Source organism: Neorhizobium sp. BT27B (assembly GCF_050455485.1).
Classification (GTDB): domain Bacteria; phylum Pseudomonadota; class Alphaproteobacteria; order Rhizobiales; family Rhizobiaceae; genus Neorhizobium.
In genome coordinates this window covers 270,590-294,538 of sequence record NZ_JBCIYT010000008.1, presented here as the reverse complement: position 1 = coordinate 294,538, position 23,949 = coordinate 270,590, and the positions used below count along the sequence as shown (strand labels likewise).

General features: G+C 59.3%; 20 protein-coding genes. 2 read left to right on the top strand and 18 right to left on the bottom strand.

What is annotated here, in order from left to right; all coding sequences use genetic code 11:
* Nucleotides 1–30: 30 nt before the first annotated feature.
* The 5 genes from AAIH70_RS21985 to AAIH70_RS21965 form a co-directional block, all read right to left on the bottom strand.
* Nucleotides 31–2,040, bottom strand: a complete 2,010-nt coding sequence (locus AAIH70_RS21985) for an aldo/keto reductase (RefSeq protein ID WP_430035651.1) — start codon at nucleotides 2,038–2,040, stop codon at nucleotides 31–33.
* 44 nt (nucleotides 2,041–2,084) lie between these two features.
* Nucleotides 2,085–3,167: an ABC transporter ATP-binding protein gene (locus tag AAIH70_RS21980; RefSeq protein WP_430035649.1), complete on the bottom strand. Its 1,083-nt coding sequence runs from the start codon at nucleotides 3,165–3,167 to the stop codon at nucleotides 2,085–2,087.
* Nucleotides 3,168–3,178: 11 nt separating this feature from the next.
* A complete protein-coding gene (locus AAIH70_RS21975; RefSeq protein ID WP_430035647.1) occupies nucleotides 3,179–4,015 on the bottom strand; it encodes a carbohydrate ABC transporter permease in 837 nt (278 codons plus the stop codon).
* Nucleotides 4,012–4,872 carry a carbohydrate ABC transporter permease gene (locus tag AAIH70_RS21970; protein WP_430035644.1) on the bottom strand — a complete coding sequence of 287 codons (861 nt, stop codon included), beginning with the start codon at nucleotides 4,870–4,872 and terminating at the stop codon, nucleotides 4,012–4,014. Before AAIH70_RS21970 ends, AAIH70_RS21975 begins: the two co-directional genes overlap by 4 nt.
* 64 nt (nucleotides 4,873–4,936) lie before the next feature.
* On the bottom strand, nucleotides 4,937–6,211 hold the full coding sequence (locus AAIH70_RS21965; RefSeq protein ID WP_430035642.1) for an ABC transporter substrate-binding protein: 1,275 nt from the start codon (nucleotides 6,209–6,211) through the stop codon (nucleotides 4,937–4,939).
* A 91-nt stretch (nucleotides 6,212–6,302) separates the two neighbouring features.
* On the opposite strand from AAIH70_RS21965, the gene AAIH70_RS21960 reads away from it, so the two are divergent.
* Nucleotides 6,303–7,187, top strand: a complete 885-nt coding sequence (locus tag AAIH70_RS21960) for a helix-turn-helix domain-containing protein (RefSeq protein WP_165932099.1) — start codon at nucleotides 6,303–6,305, stop codon at nucleotides 7,185–7,187.
* A gap of 15 nt (nucleotides 7,188–7,202) precedes the next feature.
* On the opposite strand, the gene AAIH70_RS21955 is transcribed toward AAIH70_RS21960, so the two are convergent.
* From AAIH70_RS21955 to AAIH70_RS21930, 6 genes are all read right to left on the bottom strand, one after another.
* Entirely contained in the window at nucleotides 7,203–8,579 is a 1,377-nt protein-coding gene (locus tag AAIH70_RS21955; protein WP_430035640.1) for an alpha-glucosidase/alpha-galactosidase, read from the bottom strand.
* 14 nt (nucleotides 8,580–8,593) lie between these two features.
* Complete coding sequence (locus AAIH70_RS21950; RefSeq protein ID WP_430035638.1) at nucleotides 8,594–10,261, bottom strand: ABC transporter ATP-binding protein; 1,668 nt, start codon at nucleotides 10,259–10,261, stop codon at nucleotides 8,594–8,596.
* A 14-nt stretch (nucleotides 10,262–10,275) separates the two neighbouring features.
* On the bottom strand, nucleotides 10,276–11,406 hold the full coding sequence (locus AAIH70_RS21945; RefSeq protein WP_132278015.1) for an ABC transporter permease: 1,131 nt from the start codon (nucleotides 11,404–11,406) through the stop codon (nucleotides 10,276–10,278).
* 1 nt (nucleotide 11,407) lies between these two features.
* A complete protein-coding gene (locus tag AAIH70_RS21940; protein ID WP_132278013.1) occupies nucleotides 11,408–12,415 on the bottom strand; it encodes an ABC transporter permease in 1,008 nt (335 codons plus the stop codon).
* A gap of 100 nt (nucleotides 12,416–12,515) precedes the next feature.
* Complete coding sequence (locus tag AAIH70_RS21935) at nucleotides 12,516–14,603, bottom strand: ABC transporter substrate-binding protein (protein ID WP_132278011.1); 2,088 nt, start codon at nucleotides 14,601–14,603, stop codon at nucleotides 12,516–12,518.
* Between the two features lie 90 nt (nucleotides 14,604–14,693).
* Nucleotides 14,694–16,160 carry an alpha-glucosidase/alpha-galactosidase gene (locus AAIH70_RS21930; protein WP_132278009.1) on the bottom strand — a complete coding sequence of 489 codons (1,467 nt, stop codon included), beginning with the start codon at nucleotides 16,158–16,160 and terminating at the stop codon, nucleotides 14,694–14,696.
* Nucleotides 16,161–16,358: 198 nt separating this feature from the next.
* Between AAIH70_RS21930 and AAIH70_RS21925 the strand changes: the two genes are divergently transcribed.
* On the top strand, nucleotides 16,359–17,285 hold the full coding sequence (locus tag AAIH70_RS21925; RefSeq protein WP_430035636.1) for a helix-turn-helix domain-containing protein: 927 nt from the start codon (nucleotides 16,359–16,361) through the stop codon (nucleotides 17,283–17,285).
* A 92-nt stretch (nucleotides 17,286–17,377) separates the two neighbouring features.
* Here AAIH70_RS21925 and AAIH70_RS21920 read toward each other — a convergent pair whose 3' ends face one another.
* From AAIH70_RS21920 to AAIH70_RS21890, 7 genes are all read right to left on the bottom strand, one after another.
* Nucleotides 17,378–17,836: a type II toxin-antitoxin system VapC family toxin gene (locus AAIH70_RS21920; protein ID WP_430035634.1), complete on the bottom strand. Its 459-nt coding sequence runs from the start codon at nucleotides 17,834–17,836 to the stop codon at nucleotides 17,378–17,380.
* Nucleotides 17,833–18,084 carry a type II toxin-antitoxin system Phd/YefM family antitoxin gene (locus AAIH70_RS21915; RefSeq protein WP_132278005.1) on the bottom strand — a complete coding sequence of 84 codons (252 nt, stop codon included), beginning with the start codon at nucleotides 18,082–18,084 and terminating at the stop codon, nucleotides 17,833–17,835. Before AAIH70_RS21915 ends, AAIH70_RS21920 begins: the two co-directional genes overlap by 4 nt.
* A gap of 314 nt (nucleotides 18,085–18,398) precedes the next feature.
* Nucleotides 18,399–19,220, bottom strand: coding sequence for a sulfurtransferase (locus AAIH70_RS21910; RefSeq protein WP_430035632.1), 822 nt, complete (start codon nucleotides 19,218–19,220; stop codon nucleotides 18,399–18,401).
* Between the two features lie 9 nt (nucleotides 19,221–19,229).
* Complete coding sequence (locus AAIH70_RS21905) at nucleotides 19,230–20,669, bottom strand: NtaA/DmoA family FMN-dependent monooxygenase (RefSeq protein WP_430035630.1); 1,440 nt, start codon at nucleotides 20,667–20,669, stop codon at nucleotides 19,230–19,232.
* Nucleotides 20,670–20,685: 16 nt separating this feature from the next.
* Nucleotides 20,686–22,143 (bottom strand): NtaA/DmoA family FMN-dependent monooxygenase, encoded by a 1,458-nt coding sequence (locus AAIH70_RS21900; RefSeq protein WP_132278001.1) that lies wholly within the window; start codon nucleotides 22,141–22,143, stop codon nucleotides 20,686–20,688.
* A gap of 13 nt (nucleotides 22,144–22,156) precedes the next feature.
* On the bottom strand, nucleotides 22,157–22,933 hold the full coding sequence (locus tag AAIH70_RS21895) for an ABC transporter ATP-binding protein (protein ID WP_430035628.1): 777 nt from the start codon (nucleotides 22,931–22,933) through the stop codon (nucleotides 22,157–22,159).
* A gap of 11 nt (nucleotides 22,934–22,944) precedes the next feature.
* Entirely contained in the window at nucleotides 22,945–23,943 is a 999-nt protein-coding gene (locus AAIH70_RS21890) for an ABC transporter substrate-binding protein (RefSeq protein ID WP_132277997.1), read from the bottom strand.
* Nucleotides 23,944–23,949 lie beyond the last annotated feature (6 nt).

Below are 23,949 nucleotides of genomic sequence, written 5' to 3'. Positions count from 1 at the left end.
ACCATTTGGCCGATTGAGGTCTCACCTAACTCAATTCTTAGCTTCCAGCCAACCGATGTCCGCCGCAGACAACTCTATCGCGAGAGCGGACAGACTGTCCTCCAACTCACCAACGGTGCGTGGTCCGATAAGCGGTATCACTGGAAATGACTGGGCAATGACATAGGCAAGCGCGATGTGGATCGGGCTGCAGCCGCGCTTTTGCGCAAGCTCGATGGCACGGTCGCGACGTTCGAAATTGCTGTCCGAATACCAGCAACGCACGATTTCCGCATCGTCCCGTTTGTCACGACCCGCCCTGTCGGTGAAAAAGCCGCGCCCCTGGCTGGACCATGCGAAATTGGGGATCTGTCGTTCGTTCAGCCAATTCTTCCACTCGGCCGTCGATGATGTCACGCAACCCGGCCAGATCGGATCGAGCATTTCCGCCAGCGCAAAGTTGTTGGAAAGCGCGGCCGGGGCCGCCTTGCCGTTCTTCTTTGCATAGTCGATTGCCGCATCCAGACGTTCGCGTGTCCAGTTGGAGCCGCCATAAATGCCGCGAATACGCCCGCGCTTCACCTCGGCATCGATGGCATCGACAAACTCACCGATCGGGATGTCCGGATCGTCGCGGTGCATGAAATAGATATCGAGATAATCCGTCTTCAACCGCTGCAGCGACTGATCGAGCTGTTTGGCAATGATATCCGGATAGCAGAGCGGTGAATGCGCACCCTTGCCGATCAGCACGATCTCTTCACGCGGCACATTGCGGCTGGTGTGCCAGTCGCCAAAGATGCTTTCGGTCTTGCCGGCACCGTAAACGAAAGCCGTGTCGAACAGGTTGCCGCCCGCCTCGTAAAAGGCGTCCAAGGTCAGGGAGGCCGATGCGAAATTCGGGAAAAACTCGAAACCGAGCGCCACGACCGAAGCCGGCTTGGCAAGGCCCGGTATCTGCCGTTTCGGCACGCTGTTTCCGGCGACGACGGATGCGCCGGCAATGTTTTTCGTGCGTTGCGCCGCTTTCTCGACCCCATACTCCAGACCGACCGAAGCACGCCAACGATCCAGCACACGCAGATTGGCCAGTGTCTCCGCCGCATTCATGCCCGGATAGGCAAACCTTTTTTCACCGGCCCGGATCGCCGCAGTCACGGCATCCACCTCGAAAGAGTAGAGATGCCGATCTTCCGATACCTCTACGACTTCCCGCTCGTCGCCTCTGACAATCTCGATCCTGCCCGTACCGCCTTTGCGCCCGCCTGCAAACCAGAAATCCTTGACCTCGATACGACCCTTGGAGCCGATGATGCGTAGCGTATTGTCCTGGTTCGCCATGATCGAGCATGAGACTTCGGCCACGATGCCGTTTTCGAATTTCAGGACGGCGGATGCCCATTCGTCAACGCCCGACTGGCCAAGATGCGCGGCACCGGCAACGCTTACCGGTTCGGCATAGGATATGCCGCTGACGGCGCCGGCCAGAAGCCGCACCATCGAAACCGGATAACCGCCAACGTCCAGAATGCCGCCGCCGGCGAGATCGTTGGAAAACAGCCGGTGTTCCGGCCGGAAACCGCCCATATCGAAACCGAAGCTGGAGCGGATCAACCTGACGTCACCAATGACGCCCTGTTTCACCAGTTCGACGAGCCGCGCCGTCTGCGGGTGGAAGAGGTACATATAGGCTTCGCCGACGAACACTCCCGCCTTCTTCGCCTCATGAAAGATCGCGTCGGCATCGAAGGCGGACAGCGCGATTGGCTTTTCCACCAGCACATGTTTGCCCGCCCGCACGGCCTTGATCGCCCATTCGGCATGGCCCGTATGCGGCGTGGCGATATAGACCGCATCGATGTCTGGGTCGGCCAGTAAGGCCTCATAACCGCTGACGATACGCGCACCGGGAAAACCATCACCAAGCCCCGGCTTGTCGGGGTTGCGGCTGGCGATCGCCGCGAGCGTGCCGGTGGAGGACCCGGCAATGCCTTCGGCAAAGGTTTTTGCGATCGTGCCGGGACCGATAATACCCCAGCGGATTTTTTGCTCTGCACTCATGGCATGTCCTTTTCAGTCAGTCTTGGGAGATGAAACAAAAGATGTCAGCGAAGGCGACGGCCTTCGGCGTCGAACAGGAAACAGCGTTTTGCCGGCAGACCGACAGTGAGTTGTTGCTGAGCGGCAGCATGGCGGGATTCCGGCCGTTCGATGATCAGAGGCTCACCGGAAACGGCGGCATAGACATAGCTGGTATGGCCGAGATGTTCGGCGACATCGACATCCACCGTCAGGTCGGCGTCGCCGGCACCGGCATCGACAAAATGTTCCGGGCGAATACCCAAAGTGACAGGCGTGCCGATGGCGACTTGACCGAAGATTGGCAGCATGACCTTGAGCTTCGGGTTCGCATCAAGCGCGACCGTCACCCCGTCAGTTGAAACCGTCTCGATCGTCGCCTTCAAAAAATTCATCTTCGGCGAGCCGACGAACCCGGCCACAAACTGGTTGGCCGGATCATCGTAGAGATCAAGCGGCGCGCCCACCTGCTCGATGCGCCCCGAGCGCAGCACGACGATCTTGTCGGCCAGCGTCATCGCCTCGGTCTGGTCGTGGGTGACGTAGATCATCGTCGTGCCGAGCTGCTTGTGCAGTTTTGAAATCTCCACCCGCATCTGCACCCGCAGTTCAGCGTCGAGGTTGGAGAGCGGTTCGTCGAACAGAAACACCTGCGGTTCGCGCACGATGGCGCGGCCGATGGCAACACGCTGACGCTGACCGCCGGACAACTGGCCGGGCCGGCGATCCATCAGCTCGTTGATCTGCAGGATATCGGCTGCATGCGCCACGCGACGTTCGGTATCGGCCTTCGGGTTGCCGTTCATCGTCAGGCCGAAGGACAGGTTTTTGCGCACCGTCATGTGCGGATAAAGCGCGTAGGACTGGAACACCATGGCGATATGGCGATCGGCCGGTTCGGCATCGTTGACGACAGTGCCGTCGATGGCAATCTCGCCGCCTGAAATATCCTCCAAACCGGCAATCATGCGCAAAAGCGTGGACTTGCCGCAGCCGGATGGACCGACGAACACGACGAATTCGCCGTCTTTGATTTCCAGATCGGCGCCATGGATGACCTGCAAGGCACCGAAACGCTTGATGACATTTTTGAGGGTGAGCCCGGCCATGAAGCCTCCGATTATTTTACGGCGCCGGCGGTGATGCCGGAAATGAAATGACGCTGAAGGAAAATGAAGACGAAGAGGATCGGCGCAGTCAGCAGTACCGCCCCCGCCATGATGCCGCCCCAGGACACTTTGGTGAGGCCAATCAGCGTGCCGAGAGCCACAGGCGCGGTCATCATGCCCGGCCGCGAATTGATCAGCAGCGGCCAGAGATAATTGTTCCAGGATGCGAGGAAGAGAATGATCGACAGCGCCGCCATGGTCGGCCGCGCCAAGGGCAGCGCGATGTGCAGAAAGATGCGCCATTCCTTGACGCCCTCGACCCGCGCCGCATCGAACAGTTCCGACGGCATCATGGAAAATGCCTGCCGCATGAACAGCACGCCGAGCGAATTAAACAGCGGTGGCACAATGAGCGCCACCCAGGTATTGGCGAGCCTGAACTCGCGCGCCACCATGATGAACTGTGGGATGACGACGACCGCAAAGGGCAGCGTGATCGTGCCGAGAATGATGGCGATGACGACGGAGCGCCCGGCGAACCGGTACCGTGCCAAGGCCCATCCGGCCATCGAGGTCAGCATCACCGACAGAATGGTGTAGATGACGGCGACGGTGATGGAGATGAACATCGCCCGCAGAAAATCCGTATCGGCCTGCAGGTTCTGGAAATTCTCGATGAACTGCGTCGATGGGACGAGCACGATATCGGGGCTGAAAATGCCGTAATCCGACATGGTCGAGAACACGAACATCATCCACAGCGGAAACAGCCAGATGATGGCGAGTGGCGTGAGCGCGGCATGCAGCGCCAACCGGCGCATCAGCAACGAGCGGGATTTCGATCTCATTTCGCCTCCCTCCCGAAAAACAGGTTGAGCAGCGAAATGGCAACGGCCAGGCCTGCGATCGTATAGGCGATTGCCGAGGCGTAACCGAAATTGAGCGAGGTAAACCCCTGCCGGTAAAGCAGCAGGCCCAGCGTTTCGGTTGCCCCACCCGGCCCACCGCGATTGGTGATGAGGAAAGGCTCGGCAAACAGCTGCATCGTGCCGATGACCGATAAAACGATGCAGAACAGAATGATGGGTTTTAAGAGCGGCAGGGTGATATGATAGAACTGCTGAACCTTGCCGACACGGTCAAGCGTTGCCGCCTCATAAACATCGCCGGGAATGGATTGCAGCCCGGCGAGGATGATGATGGCGTTGTAACCGGCCCAGCGCCAGGTAACGGCCATGATCAGCAGCGCCATCGCCGCCGTGCCGTTGTCGAACCATGAGATGGGGGAGAGGCCAACCGTGCCGATGATCTTGTTGACGATACCGAAATCGGCACTGAACATCAGCCGGAACACGGCGGCATAAGCCACCTCACCCACCACGACCGGCGCGAAAAAGGCGAAACGATAAAGCGGCCGCGCCTTCAGGAGCGGCGAGTTCAAGAGCACCGCCATGACGGTGGCAAGCGCAATCATCACCGGCACCTGAATGACGAGAATGATCAGCGTGTTGTAAAGCGCGTTATAGAAAGCCGGATCACCGACCAGTCGGCCCCAGTTCATCGAGGGCGCGAAACGCCACGGATTGACGCGGGTGTTCTGGAACGAGATCAGGAACGAACTGATGATCGGCCACAGCCAGAAGCTGGCGAAAATCAGCAGATAGGGGGCCAGGAACGCATAAGCGATCCTGTTGTGGACACGCATGGCTTCCTCCGGTCATCGTCGGCGGGGAGTTTGAGCCGGACAGCGGACTGCCCGGCCCGATTGCTCATTCCGCGATGGGAAGGCCGGTGGCCGTTTCGATCTGCTTGGCGGCATCATCGAGCGCCGTCTTGGCGTCCGGGTAGCCGTTGGCGAAAAATTTCGCCTGCACCGCCTTGTAGACGCCATCCGCATCCGCCTGGAATGCGGTGCCGCGCGCCGGCCTGATCTTGGGCAGGGTGGAAAGGATATCCGCCCACACCGCCTGATCACCCCAATAGGGCTGCCTTTCCTTGACGAACGGATCATCGATCGCCGACAGAAGCGACGGCACGAGGCCGAAAGATTTCAGCATCGACACCTGGCCTTCATTGGTGGTCAGCGCATATTCCACGAATTTGAAGGCAGCTTCCTTGTTCTTCGAGTTTTCGCTGATGGCGAGCGAAGAGCCGCCGAGATTGGCGGCGTGCGGCCCGTCGGCCGTCAGGCTCGGCATCGGATAGACGCCCCATTTACCCGCAAGATCCGGCGAGCCAGAGCGAATTGTGCCTTCGTACCAGGCGCCGAAAACCTGGCTGGCTGTACGGCCGGCGGTGTTCGCCTGGATCTTTTCGTCCCAGATGGCGGCGGTGATGATGCCGGCATCCTTCATCTGCTTGATCTTGTCGAGCGTGGCGACGCAGGCGGGCTGATTGATGGTGATGGATTGTCCATCGGTCGAAAAGTAACCGCAACCCTGCTCGTTGGAGAGCATGCGGAACCACTCGCTGTCGCCGTTGAAATCGGCCTGCGCCATCACCGTGCCGGGGTTGGCCGCCATGACTTTCTTGCCGGCGCTCAGAAAATCATCCCAGGTCTTGATCGTTGCAGGATCGACACCTGCCTTCTCATAGAAATCACGGCGGTAGAAGACTGCGACCGGCCCGGAATCCCATGGCATGGAATAGGCAGCACCATCCACTTCCAGTTCCGTGCGTTTGAATTCGGGGAAAAGCGCCTGCATTTCCGGCGTGTAGCCGAGTGCCGTCAGGTCGGTGAAACAATCCGGAAAACGGTTCCAGAACAGTTCCGCCTCAAAATTCTCGATCGTCACGATATCCGGCAATCCGTCACCACCGGCAGCACACGCGGCCAGCGATTTATCGAAAACCTGATCGTTGCCAAGATCCTGCACCGTCACCTTGATGTCGGGGTATTTCTTGTTGAACCCATCAAGAGTGGACTTCAATGCCGAGGCGGCAACGTTCCAGCTCCAGATGGTAATTTCAGTCGATTGCGCGGCTGCGGGCCCGGTTGCCAAAAGAGCAAACGATACCGTCGCGCCAAGAAACCTGTAGCGCATTGAAAACCTCCCTTTTCAATTGCTGTTCCTCCACGAACATGAGCAGATTAGCGATCGGCGAAACTCTGTCTCGTACAAAGGGAACACGGACCTGTCGGAAAGTAAGATCGAGGAAAAGGCTTTTTACCAGCCGGGTGCAAGCAGCATCGAGGGCATGCCGACAACGCTGCAATTTTTCCACGGACATCCACGCGTGATGCTGCGGCCGCACTGGCACGCGCAGATCGAGGTCAACTATATCATGCGCGGGCATGTGCATTACCGCATGGGCGGGCATGATCTGACACTGTCGGCCGGGCAAATCTGCCTGTTCTGGGGCGGACAGCCGCACCGGATGGACGAATCCTCACGCGATTCCATCTATGCCGGCGCACATCTGCCGCTCGTGCATTTTTTCCGCATGCGCCTGCCAGCCAGCGTCTCCGCCATGCTGATGGGCGGCGCGACGATGCTGACTTCACAGACCGACGCGGCCGACCGCGAAAATTTTCCGCGCTGGTTCCGCTACGTGACATCGGGTGAAGAGATGAAGGCGCAGCATGCGGTGGAGGAACTGCTTCTGCGCGTCGAACGGATTTTTATGGAGCCCTATGAGACGATCTCATCCGGCAAGACGCACTCTTCCTCGATGGAGACCGGTGCGCCCTCGCCCGCCGTCGTAAAGATGTGCGACTTCATTGCCGCCAATTTTCTGGAAGAACTGGATGCGACCGACATTGCCGAGGCGGCAAGACTGCATCCCAAATACGCAATGAACCTGTTTCGCAAATCGACCGGCATGACGCTGATCAAATATCTGACGCTGCTCAGGCTTTCGCATGCGCAGGCGAAACTGATGCATAGCGGCGACAGCATTCTGCAGGTGGCGATGGACAGCGGTTTCGGGTCGGTCAGCGCCTTCAATAAGGCGTTTCGCTCCACCGCCGGCATGCCACCATCGGATTTCCGCCGCGACACACGTGCCGCGGCGGTTTGAGACGAGCCGGTTGGGTCAGCTCGCCTTTGCCTGGCGGACTGGTACGCTCTGCGTCCATTCCGGCAGCCAGTCGCGATGCGCCGTCAGAAGGTCCTCGGTCAGCGACCAGATCTGGTCGAGATCGAGTTCGGCGGCGGTATGCGGGTCCATCATCGCCGCGTGGAAAATGTGCTCGCGGTTTTCCGTCATCAGTGCCTGAACCGTCAGTTCCTGCACGTTGATATTGGTGCGCATCAGCGCCGTCAGCTGTGGCGGCAGGTCGCCGACAAAGGTCGGCTGGATGCCGTTGTGATCGACAAGGCAAGCCACTTCGGCGGCGCAATTGAAGGGAAGCGAGGTGATGCAGCCATTGTTGCGCTGATTGCCGTAGATGACCGAAGGTTCGCCGGTCCAGACCGAGTTGATGATCGAGGAGGCATATTCCTTGGACTGCTTGACTTCGATCTTTTCGGCCGAGCGATAGGCATCCGCCTGATTTTTCCATTTGTCGATCTGCTCGATGCAGCGCTTTGGATATTCATCGAGCGGAATGCCGAATTTTTCGATCAGGTCCTCGCGGCCTTCCTTGATGAAATAGGGCGTGTATTCAGCAAAATGCTCCGAGCTTTCGGTGACAAAATACCCGAGCCTCGTCAGCATTTCATACCGCACCTTGTTGGGGCATCGCGGGTTCCATGTGGGTTTCGGCGCCCTGCCCTCGCGGTAACCGCGCAGCAGATCCGGATAGAGGTTGCGATATGAACCGTCCTTCTGGCGATGCTCGAATTCGAGATAAAACGCCATGTGGTTGATGCCAGCCGAGCGATAGCGGATTTCCTCGTAAGGAATACCAAGATCATGGGCGAGTTCCATCGCCGTGCCCTGCACCGAGTGGCAAAGGCCAACCTGACGGATGGTCGGATATTTTTCCGCGATCGCCCATGTATTGATCGCCATCGGGTTCACATATTGCAGCATGATCGCATTCGGGCAGACGGCGAGCATGTCCTCACAAATCTTCCACAGATGCGGCACGGTGCGAAGCCCGCGCATGATGCCGCCGACACCGAGCGTATCGGCGATTGTCTGGCGCAGGCCGTATTTTTTCGGCAGTTCGAAATCGGTCACCGTGCAGGGTTCGTACCCGCCGATCTGGAAGGCGACGACGACGAAATCGGCATTGGCCAGTGCCTTGCGCTGATCGTTGAACGTCTCCGCCGTCGCCTTCACCCCAAGCGTCGAGATCAGCTTGTTGACGACGATGGCGCTTTCTTCCAGCCGCTGCGGATTGATATCCATCAGCGCGATATGTGCCTCGGAAAGAGCCGGCCGCTGCAACACGTCGCCGATGATGTTTTTCATGAACACCGTCGAACCGGCGCCGATGAATGTGATTTTGGGATGTCCTGCCATATGTTCCTCCGATATCAGGCGATTTCGAAAGCGGCCTTCACGAGCCGCTGGGTGTATTCCGTTTTGGGTTTGGAAAGGACGTCTTCGACCGGCCCCTCCTCGACGATGCGGCCGTTCTGCATGACGATGACGCGGTGGCAGAGTGCGCGCACCACTTTCAGGTCATGGCTGATGAACAGGTAGCTGAGGCCGCGCTCATCCTGCAGTTTTCGCAGCAGCTCGATGATCTGCGCCTGCACCGACATGTCGAGCGCCGAGGTGGGCTCATCGAGCAGGATGAATTCCGGCTCCAACGCCACGGCACGGGCAATGGCGATACGCTGCCTCTGACCGCCGGAAAATTCGTGCGGGAAGCGCGACAGGATATTGGTCGGCATGCCGGCAGCATCAAGCGCATCACGCACGCGTGCCAGCCGTTCTGCCTTGTTCCTGCCGAGCCCGTTGACGACAAGGCCTTCATCGATGATCTGGCCGATCGTCATGCGCGGGTTGAGGGACGAAAACGGGTCCTGAAAAACGACCTGCATTTTCGCCCGCAGCGGCCGCATCTGGGCACGGGAGTGGGCGTCGATCCGCTCACCAGCAAAGGTGATTTCGGCGGCACTCGGCTGGTTCAACCGCAGCAGAGACTGGCCGAATGTGGTCTTGCCCGAGCCTGATTCACCGACAATACCCAGTGTTTCATGCCGGCGAAGCGTGAGGCCGAGACCATCGACGGCCACCAGTTCGCGCAGGTCCGGTTTGAAGATGCCGCCATGGCGCATCATGAACGACACCCGCACGCCATTCGCCGAGAGCAGCACACCCGCATCCGCCGGCAGCGGCCCGGCGCTGCCATGCGGCTCCGAGGCCAGCAGCTTTTTCGTATAGGGATGGCGCGGATCGGCAAAGATACGCTCGGTCGTGTTGTGCTCGCGCATTTCCCCGTGCTGCATCACATAAACATAGTCCGAAAACTTCTTCACGATCGTGAGGTCGTGGGTGATCAGCACCACCGCCATGCCGCGCTGTGTCTGCAGGTAACGGATAAGGTTGAGGATTTGCGCCTGCACCGTGACGTCGAGCGCCGTCGTCGGTTCGTCGGCGATCAGCACGTCGGGGTCATTCGAGAGCGCCATGGCGATCATCACGCGCTGGCGTTGGCCGCCCGAAAGCTGATGCGGATATTGTTTCAGCCGCGCTTCCGGTTCGGGGATCTGCACCTGCTTCAGGAGATCGAGCGCCTTCGCCTCGGCATCCTTCCGGTTGACCCTGTTATGCGCGCGGATCGCCTCGACGATCTGGCTGCCCACCGTATAAAGCGGATTGAGCGAACTCATCGGCTCCTGAAAGATCATCGAGATGCGGTTGCCGCGCAAGGCGCGCCGGGCACGCGGCGAAAATTTCAGGATATTGTCGCCGTTGAAGCCGACCGTCGCCTTCGGCGAGATGGTTGCGCGTTTCGAGAGCAGCCCCATCACGGTGCGTGCCGTCACCGACTTGCCGGAACCGGATTCCCCCACGATGGCGATGGTTTCGCCACGATAGAGCTGGAAGGAAATATCCTTCACCGCCTCTACCGCGCCGTGCTCCACCTTGAAGGTAACGCCGACATTGCGGGCATCGATGATCGGTGTTCCCTTCTGCGCATCATGATCGAAACGGTCGGAAGGTGCGTAATTGTTGACGATTGCGAGAGCCATGTTCTGTCCTCTCCTCAATAGGGATCCACGGCATCGCGCAGACCGTCACCCAGCGCATTGAACGCAAAGACGGTGATTAGCACGAAGCCGACGGGGGCGAGGATCCACGGATAGGACCCGATGACGGAATAGGTGGAGGTGTCCTGCAGCATCAGGCCCCAGGAGATCAGCGGCGGTTTGACCGCGAAACCGAGGAAGCCGAGGAAGGATTCCAGCAGTACCACGCTCGGGATATGCAGCGTGACCGAAACGATCACATGGCTCATCACATTGGGCAGGATATGCTGGAAGATGATGCGGCGATCGGTGGCGCCGACGGCAATGGCTGCGCGGACATAATCGATGCGGGACAGAGCCATCGACTTGCCGCGCACCTCGCGTGACATCTGCGCCCAGCCCAGCGCCGACATGACCACGACAACGAATGTCAGGAACACATGGGTTGGCGCCGTGACCGGGATCAGCGAGGTGAGCGCCAGGTAAAGCGGCAATTGCGGAAAGGCCAGCACGACCTCGACGAAACGCTGGATCCAGGTATCGGCGACACCGCCGAAATAACCGGAGACAAGCCCGACCGTCGTGCCGATCACCGTGACGATGAAAACCACACTCAGCGCGATGGCGAGGGAAATGCGTGAACCATGGATGGCCCGCGACAGTACATCGCGACCAAACTTGTCGGTGCCAAGAAAATGCACCGGCTGGCCATCGGTGGCGCCGAAGAAATGGCGGTCCATCGGGATCAGGCCAAACAGATTGTATTCCGCGCCCTTGACGAAGAAGCCGAGATAAAGCGGGTTGTCATAATCCGGCCCGACGATCGGCTGGAAGGTGACGGGATCGAGCTCCTCCGTTTCAGCCGTGGCATAAACCCGCGGAAAAATGCTGAAGGCACCTTCCTTGTCCGCGAAACTGATGGCCTGCGGCGGCGAAAAACTCGCATGGGTTTCCATCGGGTCCATCGGCGCAAAAAAGTTGGCGAAGATGGCGGTGAGGAACAGTAGGGCGACAAGCGCCAGCCCGATCATGCCGGTGACGGAGCGGCGGAAACGTCGCCAGACCAGCGCGACATAACTTTCATTCGCCTGCTGCGGCTCGGCGACGGGTGTGATCATCTTGGTGGTGGTTTGATCGATGGCGGTCATCTCACGCCCTCCCGAATTCGCGAACGCGTGGGTCGAGCAAGGCGAGCAGCATGTCGGCGATGATATTGCCGATGATCAGCGTTGCCGCGAGCACCATCATGAAGGTTGCGGTGACATAAACGTCACCCACCGCCATGGAACCGACGATGGCGGGACCGACAGTCGGCAGCGAGAAGATGATGGCAGTCTCGATTTCACCCGACAGCATGTAGGGAAGAACCACGCCCTGATACATGACGAGCGGATGCACGGCATTGGGCACCGCATGGCGCATGATGACAGCGCCTTCCGACAGTCCCTTGGCACGCGCCGTCTCGACATACTGGGCGTTCAGCGTGTCGAGCAGATTGCCGCGCATGACGCGCATATTGTAGGCCAGCCCGCCGAACACGGCGATGGCCACGACCGGCCAGACATGGCTGACGAGATCCACGAACTTGGCCCAGGACCACGGCGCACCGCCATATTGCGGCGAGAAGAAACTGCCGATCTCCGACACATCGTAATGGAAAACCATGAAATAGACGAGCACCAGCGCCATCAGGAAGCGCGGGATGGTCATGCCAAGAAAGGAGACGACCGACAGGACATTGTCGATCCAGGAATATTGGCGGGTTGCCGCCCAGATGCCGAAACCGATGCCGAACAGCGATGCGAGAATATGGCAGACGACAGCCAGGGCCAGAGTGCGCGGCAGGCGTTCACCCACCACTTCTGCGACCGGCTTGTTGTAATAGAAGCTGTAGCCGAAATCGCCGCGCGTCACGATCCCGCTGATCCAGTTGAAATACTGCACCACCATCGGCTGATCGAGACCATGCTCGATACGATAGGCCTGTGCCTGCGCTTGCGCCTGCTCGAAGGATGCGCCGCCCTGGTTCATCAGCTGCGAGCGGATGTAATCGGCATAATCACCGGGTGGGGCCTGGATGATGGCAAAAGTCACCACGCTCAGGATGAGCAGCACCGGGATGGCGGAGCCTATGCGGGTCAACAGAAATCTCAGCATTTCCGTCTCTCTCCTTTCAGCGGGCGCGCAATAAGCGCCCGGATTATCGTCCTCTCCGGCCGCGCTTCACGCGCGACCGGGACTTCTTCTGGGAGGGAGATTACTGGGTTGGGCCCTTGTCGCCCGGCCTGCCGGGCAGCTGCTCGGCAAACAGTTCGTATTTGCCCTGTTTGTCCGTCGCCACCCACATGCGTTCGCGGATGATGGCGTCTTCGGCCCAGTTGAACATGTTGATCGGCGTGCCGGCCGGAACGTTGGAGAAGCGCTTGTTGATGATCAAGGCACCCGGATATTCCGTCAAACCGATCGTGTAGAGATTTTCGGTATAAAGTTTCTGGTACCGCTTCATCAGTTCCGCCTTTTCGGCATTGTCCTGCGACGCGGTGAACTTGTTCACGACCTCGACCATTTCAGCCTCGAAAGGCATCATGTCGACCGGCTTTCCTTCCGGCGCGCGGTGGTTCCAGCTGGTGCGCGGGCCAACCGGCGCCAGTTGCTCTGTATTCTGCACCACCGAAAACAGTTCGGTGCTGTTGCGGCGAACCGCCCAGTCGAACTGTCCGCCGTAATGTTTGGCGTCACGCTGGTTGGAATCGAGTGCGTTCAAAACGATGCGGATGCCGAGCTTGGCCATCTGGCCCACCAGCCCTTCGGCAAGGCTCTTGTCGGTCGCGTATCCATTGTTGACGAGCACGACGATCTCGACATTCTTGCCGCCCGCCGTGCCGGCCGGGAAATTGACGAAACCGTCATTGTCGGTATCGACCAACCCGATCGTCTTCAGCGCCGCCTTGGCCTCCTCCAGATTGAAGGGGTAATAGACGGTAGATGCGCGGTCATAAAAACTCGTGCCGGAGGAAAGCCCGCCCGGATAGATGGCCGTGAACGGTCCCTTGACCAGAGAGTCGCCGACCGCCTTGCGATCAATCGCGGAGGTGATCGCCTTGCGGAATTCCGGGTTGCGGTTGAGTTCGCGGATCGCCTGGCCGCGTTCATCCGGGTTACCCCAGCCATTGGCGGAGAAATTCATCAGCAGATTGTAGCCGGTGAGGCGCGGGCCGAAGGCAAGGCGCGCCGGAGCGTTTTCATCGGCCGCGCGCTTCAGCGAAGCGACAAAGTTCTCCGGCTGCTCGAGATTGGAAAGGTCGCCGGAGCCGGCAACGGCCTGCACGTCACGGTCAGCCCAGGTCGAAAGTTTGTAGTGAAGCTCGTTGATGTAAGGCAGCTGCTGCCCCTTCTCATCGACCTTCCAGTAATAGGGGTTGCGGCGCAGCACGATGATATCGTCGGACCGATAGCTGACCGGCACCCAGGCGCCCATGACCGGCATGTTCATATATTCCGGCGGGAAGGCATTCTTGAACTGGTTGTAGGTGTTGGACGAATATTTCGGATGTTTTGGTTTCAGGAGATGCGACGGTCCCGGGCAGAAGGTCGGATAGGCCATCGTGTAGAGATACTGCTTTGGAAAGGCCGCCTTGAACGTCCACTCCACGGTGTAGTCGTCGATCTTCTTTAGTGTCGTGCCTTCGCCAAATGCTTCAGGTGACGCACCACCGCCGAGCGGCGAAACCTGCGGATCGATGACCGCATCTTCCCAATAAAACATCACGTCATCGGCGTTGAAGGCTTCGCCATCAGACCATTTGGCGCCCTTGACCAGATGCATGGTGAGCTTGTGCCCGTCTTCAGACCAATCCCAGCTCTTGGCGAGATTGGGCAGCGGTTCTGTATCGGCGGCGTTGACCTGAAACAGCGGCGCGGTGCGGGTCAGGCATTCGGACAGTGCGATGTCGATGCCGCCCCAGCCCTGGCTCTGGCCGGCAATATAGTTCCAGCCCTCAGGGCGTCCGCCGACCACATGGCGCATCGTATCGCCATAGACGCCGACGCCATCCGGCATGTTGCCGGTCTTGTAGACCAGCGGCTCTTCCGGAAGGCGGTCCTTCAGCGGCGGCAGCTTGCCGGTCTTTTCGAACTTTTCCGCCACCCAATCCGGCTGGCTGTATTGCGGCAGCGCCTTGAATTCGAGAATGGAATCGCGCGGCACATAGGTAACCTTGCCTTCCGCCGGAAATTTCGGCGGTTCCGGCGGCGTGGTCGGTTCGTACGCGTTGGCGCTCACGGCAATCAAAGAAACGCCGAGGCTGAGCACGGCAATGGTCGAAATTCTGGTCTGAAACGGCATCGTCATTCCTCCCTGACGGCAGTCGGCCTGCCTTGCCTTCATGGCGATGAGGCCGTGCCCCGCTCCTCCGGGTCACGGCCTTTAGAAAACCTAGCCTGCTTTTTTCATTGCAGCCTTTTCTGCACGAAGCTCTTCGATGGAGCGGACATTGCGGCGCGCCGCGCCCTGCCAGTCGCGTGTCTTGACCTTGGAATGCGCCAGCCGTTCCTTGGCTGCCGGTATGGCATCGGCATATTGCGGCAGCCAGCGCGCCTGCGCCACCACCATTTCGTCCACCATCTGCCAGACCTCTTCCGGCGTGGCGACGGCGCCGACCAGCGGATCGTGCAGCACGGCCAGCTTCAACAGATCAATGTCGCCGCTGATGGCGGCATGCACGGACATGCGCTGGACGTTGATCGACGCCATGCAGGTGGCAGCACAGGCTTCGGGGATTGTGATACCCGAGACCATGTTGATGCCGAAACGATCAACAAAACCGGGGGATTCGATGATGGCGTCGGACGGAAGATTGGTGATGACGCCATTGTTCTTGACGTTGAAATGGCCGCGATAGACACGTCCCGTTTCCAGCGCCTCGAGAATATGGCTTGCATGTTCGTTGGACCGTTTTGCGGGATCGATCGGCTTTTTCGCCTGTTCGAGGAACTGCGGAAACTCGGTTTCGAACCAGTTGCGCGTTTCCGTCGAGTGGCGCAGGTAACCGCCGGTCTCGCCGTGAATCCAGTCCGACATGTCGATCCAGCGGGAAATTTCCTCCGGCCGCTTGCGATACCAGGGCAGGTATTCCGACAGGTGACCGTTGCTCTCCGTCGAATAGACGCCAAAGCGTTTCAGCACATCGATGCGCAGCTTTTCCTGCTGCGAGAACACCGGATGCGCCTCGAAGGCGGCAACCAGTTCGTCCTTGCCGATCTTGCGGCCATTCAGCTTCAGTTCGGTGAACCATGTCTGGTGGTTGATACCGGAGCAGATGTAGTCGAGTTCATCGAGCGATTTGGCGCCCAGCACCTCGGCGATCTGTTCGGCGCCATGCTGCACGCCGTGGCAGAGACCGACCGTATCAACCTTGCCGTATTCGATCGCCGCCCAGGTGTTCATGGCCATCGGGTTGGCATAGTTCAGGAATTTTGCACCCGGCTCGGCGACCTCGCGGATATCTTTGCAGAAATCGAGAATGACCGGGATGTTGCGCTGACCATAGAGAATGCCGCCGGCGCAGATCGTGTCACCCACGCACTGATCGATGCCGTATTTCAGCGGAATGGCGATGTCGTCGGCATAGGCTTCCAGCCCGCCGACCCGCACGCAGCTGATGATGTAGCGCGCGCCTTCCAGTGCGCGCCGACGGTCGGTCGTCGCCGTCACTCTGGCGGGAAGCTTGTTCGCCTCGATGATGGTTTCGAGGATCTCGCGGATCATGCCCAGATTGCGTTCGCTGAGATCGGTCAGCGAAAATTCCACGTCCTGAAATTCCGGCACGCAGAGAATGTCGGTGAACAGCTTTTTGGTGAAACCAACACTTCCCGCGCCAATGATAGCTATTTTGAAACCCACGAGTCCATTCCTCCTTGTGACGTCAAGGGCTCAGGTGACGCAAGCACGACGAAATAACGTCGTCTGATTTCGACGGATAAAATACAGGTAAGTAGCTGTATTTCGCCGAAATCGCTTCCGCGCCTCTCCCTCCAACTTCTCCTCGGATTGCGATTATGCGTATAATCAAGAACCAGGCCAGAGAAGGATTATGCTATCGTGGGTAATTTTGTGCTCAAAAATTTGATAGACCGCGGCCCGGCCAGTCGCTCCGTCACGCTGCCACGCGGACGCCAAACATTGCACACGATGCCGACCAGCAGCGGTTACGAGGTAAGGCGCGACATCGCCTATGACTGGGACGGGCGCCGCCGTGGCCAGGCGCCCTTCACCGTGTTGCAGCACTGCATTAGCGGACGCGGCAATCTGCGTTATGAAAACCGCAGCATGCAGGTCAAACCCGGCGAAACGTTGCTGCTGATGATTCCGCACAATCATCGCTACTGGCTGGAGCCGGGCGACGAGTGGGAGTTTTTCTGGATCTCCATGAACGGCGAGGAGGCGCTGCGCATCCACCGCTCGATCCTGTCGATCACCGGGCCGATCCTGCATCTGCAGTCGCAGACGATCGATCATCTTGCCCATTGCTGCCACCGTCTGGTCAATGGCGGCGAGACGCCGGGCCTCGCCTCAGCCATTGCCTACGAGGCGGCGATGACGCTTTACGACGACGTCTTTGGCTCGCATCCGAATTTCGGCCAGGAATACCGGACCATGCAGCATGTGCTCAGCCATATCGAAAGCCATCTCGACGAACGGCTTTCGGTGAGCGATCTGGCGCAGGTTGCCGGCCTCAGCCGAGCCCATTTTTCCCGTATATTTGCCGCCAACGAGGGCTTGCCGCCTGCCGAATTCGTACTTCAGCGACGCCTGCGCCGCGCCGCTAAACTCCTGACAAAAGCCGCCGACATGCCAATCAAGGAGGTTGCGGCGCTGTGCGGATTTGAGGACCCCAACTATTTTTCAAAAGTGTTCAGACGACTCTACGACATTAATCCCAGCGACTTCAGAACGACAGGCATGTATGCCAGCGTCTCAGATCGCAAGCGAACCAGGATCATCCCGTCGAATGGCAGTTCATCATAAGGGCAGAGATCGTACAGCCAACTGGTATGACATCAACCGCTTGCAGGTCTTGAGTGGACTCGAACCTCCGACCCGCAGTCTCAGAGGTTTCTCTAGCTCGATTGATCAGTCTTGAAGAAAACTGGGAGATCTACCGGGACGTTCAAAGGTTCGAAATGCCGCATATTCTCGGTAATTACCGTCAGATCGTATGCTCGAGCTGTCGCAGCAATTATGATATCGCGAAGGCCCGGGTTCTGCCCTTTCCCTTTGGCTTCATCTTCCATAGATCCAGCGATGCGAGCGACAACAGTATCCATCGGCAAGATACGATCATCAAAGGTGCCAGTAATAAAATCCAGCCAGAGTGAAAGCCTCCTCGCCCTTTCAAAACCACCACGGCGATGAAGTGATCGAAGACCCCTCTCAATCTCAGTTACTGTCATTGCGGACAAGAACAGCGCGTCCGCCATGCCTTGTTGGTGAAACCAATGGCGGACATCAGCTGAGGGAGAAACCTTATCAGGCGCAAATTTGCTTATGATGTTCGTATCGAGCAGATAACCGTTCACAGATCTACATCGCGCATTTTGGAATGATCACGTTCGAGATCTGCTCCACCCGGAAAGGTCAACAAGAAATCACCAAAGTTTGCACGGGGCCTCTTCAGTGCTTTCTTCGCGAGCTCTGCGGCTTCCACACTCACGATCACAGCAGCGGGTTTTCCGTGCCTCGTGATCGTAACAAATTCACCCTTCGCCGCTTCATCCACGAGGCCAGCGAATCTGGCTTTTGCCTCGGCAACACTGATGCTTGACATCTGACCTCCAGAACAATGACCACATACCGAGATAATCAATATGCGAGAAACCTGCACGGCTGAATCAAAGTTCGCATTTAAGCTCTTGAGCGGATATGAACCTGCGACCCGCATTATTGAATGTTGATATACTGAGAATGCCTTACCTTCACCTTCAGCGCCTCAATTACCGGACTGGGTTCGAACATTTTCTCCGACTGCACGAAGGGATGAGCCGTTCGCCACGGCTCAGGAGACCAGTTTTCCGCTGAACACGCTGACCTTGCTGCGTTGAACCAGACGATGCCTAGCATTCAAGCAGACAGAACGGCCGGTCAGCCGGCGCGCTTTTGAAACGTTCCGATCTGAACGGGACGATGCGGATCCGCCGACCATGCCGACCATGAGCCAGGATACAGGGCGGCGGGACGGCCCAGGGCAGCGAGGGCGGCAATTTGGTACGCAGCGGAGACACCACTGCCGCAATAGACACCGATTTCCGCCCGATCACCAAAATCGTCACTCAGTGTTGCCCGTAGATCGTCGTGCGGCAAAAGCCGTCCATCAGTTGCTCGACTTCTCGACGCGGAGGCGTTGATAGCGCCGGGAATATGGCCACGCGCAAACACGTCTTCTGTTCGGGCATCAAAGAGCTTGTTCTTGCCCGCCAGACGGAAGGCGCCGTCGGCGTCGAGAACCGGGAGATGGCCGGTCGTCAGAACAATGTCGCCTTGCGCCGGCGGCGCGGGATGTTGCCGGCTGACAGGCAGGCCAAGCAGCGTCCACGCCGCCAGACCGCCGTCAAGGATGTGGACATGCCGGGCACCCGCCCATGTGAGCGTCCACCACGCGCGTGCCGCCGCAAACCCGCTGCCGTTGTCGTAAGTAACCACGATCGTGTCGTCGTTCAGGCCCCAGCGCCGCGCCGCCTGCTGCAGGTCCGCCACGGCCGGAAGTGGGCGCGCACCCTGCGTGCCGCCACCCGGCCCCGCCAGCTCACTGGCCAGAACGACATCGATCGCGCCCTCAATCCGCAGTGGCTTGTCGTCCTGCGCATCGCTGACGACGGCGAGGATGACGACCGGCCGATCGGCCTGCTGCAGGGATGCGAGGTCTTCTGCACTGATAAACGGGTTTGCGCCCTTAAGCTCGGTCATATCGGCTCTTCATGCCACCTTGCTGCTGGTTGCCGCATTTTTCGAGACAAACCTGTTTTCCGGCCGTGTCAGGCCAAGATGATCGCGGAACGTGCTGCCGGAATAATCACTGCGATAGAACCCGCGCTTTTGCAGTTCCGGCACAACGAGTTCCACGAAGGCCTCAACGGATTCCGGCACATAGGGCGGAAAGATGTTAAAACCGTCGGCCGCCTTTTCACGGAACCATAACTCGATGAAATCGGCGACCTCCGTCGGATTTCCAACCACGACGGCGCCCGACAAGATGGTCGTGTAGATCAGGTCCTTGAACAGAAGCGGCGATGGCCCTTCCGGCGTGCGGCGTGTCCGGCGTGTCGCCTCGGCGATCAGCGCCTGCCCTTCCGGCGAGGCCTGCTCGGCCACCTGCCGCGGCACGGCGGCGTCATGATCGCTGCCCCGCACGTCGACGCCGAGTATGCCGGAGACGCGCGTCAGGTTGCGAAGCGCGTTGCGTCCCAGTCCACCGAATCGCACTTCCTCACCGTCATTGTCCTCCTTGTCGAGCACCAGAAAGCCGTTGAGCCTGTCGTAAATGGCCACGGCCTCTTCTGTCGTCGGTGCCACGATCGGCGTCAGGCCGGGCAGGATGGAGAAATCGAGTTCGTCGCGGCCGTATGCCACCGCCCTCGCCTTCATGTCGGCATAATAGCCCTTGGCGGCCTCGATCGTGCCCTGGCCGGCGAAAATAACATCGGCATCGCGCGCGCCGAGCTGCCGCGAACGCTCCGATGTGCCGGCATGTAGAATGACCGGATGCCCCTGCACGGGACGTGCGACATTCAACGGGCCTTCGACCGCAAAGTTCTGGCCCTTGTGACTGAGCTTATGGACCTTGGCCGGGTCCACATAGGTTCCCTTGAGCGGATCGCGCACGAAGGCGTCATCCTCGAACGTATCCCACAATCCCTTGACCACATCGACGAATTCATCGGCCCAGTCATAGCGTTTTTCGGTTTCCCAATGGGTATCGCGGCTGAAATTGGCTGCCGCGATGGCGTCGGCGCCGGTGACGATGTTCCAGGATGCGCGTCCCTTGCTCAGATGATCGAGCGAGGCGAACATCCGGGCGACGGTGAACGGGTCGTAATAGGTGGGATTGGCCGTCACCACGATGCCGATATGGGAGGTTGCTGCCGCAAGGCTCGCTCCCGAGACGAAAGGTTCGAGACGCGACATCTGCGCCGGATTGGTCGTCTGCAACTGCGGATCGGTGGCAAGCCGGTCGCCAAGGAAAAGAAAATCGAATTTCGCTTTTTCCGCCAGTTGCGTCACATATTGCAGGAACTCGATATCGAAGGCGGCATCGGCCCTCGAAGACGGCATGCGCCAACCGGCCGGATGGGTGCCGCCGGCCCAGAACATCAGGCCAAAATGCAGTTCTCTCTGCTTTTTCGGTGTTTTGGTCATCGTGAAGAACCCCGTTTCATGCAGCGAATTGATTGACTGGACGCTCGAGACCGAAACGATCGCGCAGCGTTGCGCCCTCGTATTCGGTGCGGAAGAGGCCGCGCTTTTGCAGCTCCGGCACGACCAGCTCGACGAAAAGATCCAGTTGCTCGTAGACATAGGCGGACTGCACGTTGAACCCGTCGCAGGCCCCGGCCTTGAACCAGCTTTCGAAATAATCGGCGATATCCTGCGCACTGCCGACGACGACATGGCCGCCGACGATGTAGCTGTGCAGAAGGTCGCGCCAGCTGACCTGACCGATCCCGCGGCCGGTTCGGCGCTCGGTTTCGGTGAGAAGCCTTGCACCGGCGTGTTTGAATGCGCTCGCACGCTCCAGATCGACCAGATCGTCGAGGCCGACATGCAACAGAGACACGCCGACCCGCTGCGACAGGGCACCGAGATTGCGGTGACCGGCACCAACGGCCTCGCCGCGGATCTCGGCCACCTTGGCATCAAGGCTCCAATAGGACGGTTCACGTCCGCCGAACCGTATATCCTCGTCGAGGATGATCAGCGCGTTCAACTGGTCATAAATCTGCCGCGCCGCCTGGCGTGTTCTGCCGACGAGCGGCGTGATCCCCGGCAGGATCTTGATCTGGCCGTCCGGCCGCCCTCTTTCCCGGGCGCGGCGGCGCATATCGTTGGCGTAGGCGACACCGTCCTCCAGTGTCGCTGAAGCGGCAAAGATCACATCGGCCTCGCCCGCGCCAAAATTCCTCGACCGTTCCGACGTGCCCGCATGAAGAATGACCGGATGCCCCTGCGGCGCACGCGCGACGTTGAGCGGCCCCTTTACGCTGAATGTCTTGCCGACATGGTTGAGCGGATGGATCTTTTCCCCATCGACAAAATCGCCCGTATGCTTGTCGCGGATAAACGCATCGTCTTCCCAACTGTCCCACAGCTTTCGCACGATGCCGATGAATTCGTCGGCGCGATCGTAACGGTAGTCGGGATCGCCGTGTTCGCTGCGGCTGTAGTTCTGCGCTGCGCGCCCATCCGCGCCGGTGACGATGTTCCACGAAGCCCGGCCATGCGTGACATGATCGAGGGAGGAAACCAGACGCGCGAGATTGAAGGGTTCGTAATAGGTGGGGTTGGCGGTGACGACGATGCCGATCTCGCTCGTTTTGGTCGCCAGATAGGAGGCAGCCGTAAACGGCTCGAAACGCGCCAGCACGGATGTATTGGTGAGTTCGTAATTCAGCCCGGTCGCCAACCGGTCGCCGAAAAAGAAGAAGTCGAACTTTGCCGCTTCGGCAGTTTTGGCCAGCCGGACGATGTGGTCCGGCTCGAATGCGCCTTCATGCGCCGCGCCCGGATAACGCCAACCTGCCGGATGCGTGCCATTGGCCCAATACATGTAGCCGAGGTGCAACTGCCGGTGTTTGCCGTCACTGGTCGTTTGGTTCTGTGCCTCAAGGGCCATGGTCATCTCTCCATCAAACCGGCGCGTTCGCGGCACGGCTCTGGTTCTCGACCGCATGCAGCGTGTCGTAAATTTTCGATTCCAGTTTGAGCAGGTCGAGATCGCCGCGCCGGCGCGGGCGCGGCAGATCGACGTCGAAGATCGTGTGCACCCGACCGGGCCGCGGCGAAAACAGCACGATACGATCGGCCAGAAACGCCGCCTCGCCGACATCATGCGTCACGAACACGATGGTGCGCCGGTTTTCCTGCCAGAGGCCTGTCAGTTCTTCCTGCAGCTTGATGCGGGTGATGTGATCGACGGCGCCGAACGGCTCGTCCATCAGCAGCACTTCCGGTTCTGTCGAAAGGGCACGTGCGATACCGGCCCTCTGACGCATGCCGCCGGAAAGCTGATGCGGATATTTTTCGCCAAAGCCGGTCAGGCCCACCTTGTCGAGATAATGCCGCGCCGTATTGCCCCGTTCCGCCTTGCCGATCCCGGACAGTTCCAGCCCGAACGCGACATTGTCCTCGATGGTGCACCAGGGCAGTAGCGATGCATCCTGAAACACGACGCCCAGCGAGTGATGCGGCCCCTCGATGGGCCGGCCGTGGAAGGAGACCTGCCCGTCACTGGGCTGCTGCAAACCGGACAGCAGCTCCAGCAACGTGCTTTTGCCGCAGCCACTCGGGCCGAGGAAGACGATGAATTCGCCTTGTTCGATGCTCAGCGAGATATCCTGCAGCGCCACGACAGGCGGGCTGCCGGGATAGACCTTGTCGACGGAAGAGATCTGAAACAGCGTCATCGGTATCAGCCTCAGTTCGAAGTGCCGCCCGACCGCGCCGGATAAGAAAACGGCTTTACGTATTCCTTGGGGATGAAACGTTCGTCGATGAACTTTTCCGCGTCATAGGGTTCTTTCTGGTTGCCCAGCGCGATCTCGACAGCCTGCGTATCGGCGATCGCCTTGCGGTCGATGGCCGGATTGCTGTCCCAGATATCGTCTTCTTGGCGGATCGCGTTGGCGACGGCCTGCGGGTTCAGATGCAGCTGTTTCTGCAGCCAGGGAATGTATTCGCCGTAATTGGCCTTGGCGTAGGTATAGGAACGGAAATAGGCGCGTAGACCGCGCTGCAGCAGGTCCGGATCGTTGGCAATGACATCGTTGCCGGCGATCAGCACGCCGGTGTGATAGGTGGGCAGGTAATCCCAGCCCCTCGCCAGCGTCTTGCCTTCGCCTTCCAGCTCGGCCATGGCCGGGAAAGGCTGGTGGATGATCGTTGCATCGACCTGGCCCGAAATCAGCGCGCCATAAGCCTGCTGATAGGTCCCGGCGGCAAACAGCGTAACATCCTTGGCAGGGTCAATGCCGTTCTCACGCAGGATCACCTTCAGATAGGCGTCCATGTTCGATCCCTCGGTGGCATTGCCGATCGTCTTGCCTTTCAGGTCGGCGAAATCCTTTACATTCTTGCCGGCCAGCAGGAAGAACGGCCCCTTGCTGCGAAAGGCGGACGACACGATCTTGATCGGTGAGCCCAGCGCCGCAGCCCGCAGATACTGGCTGGTCGGCCCGAAGGCGAAGGTCAGTTCACCGGTGGCGACACCGGTTGGAATATCCGAGACGTCGGTGAATTGCACATCCAGGCCTTCTTCCGCGAAAAAGCCCTTTTCCACGCCGAAGCGGATCGGCTGCTGCGTATAGGCGGTGCTTTCCGCAAGCGTCAGTGTCTTTTTTTCAGGCTGTGTTTGAGCCGTGGCGCCGCTGGCAAAAACCAACCCGGCGAATAGGGCGATCGGCTTGAAGAAATTCATGAAAAT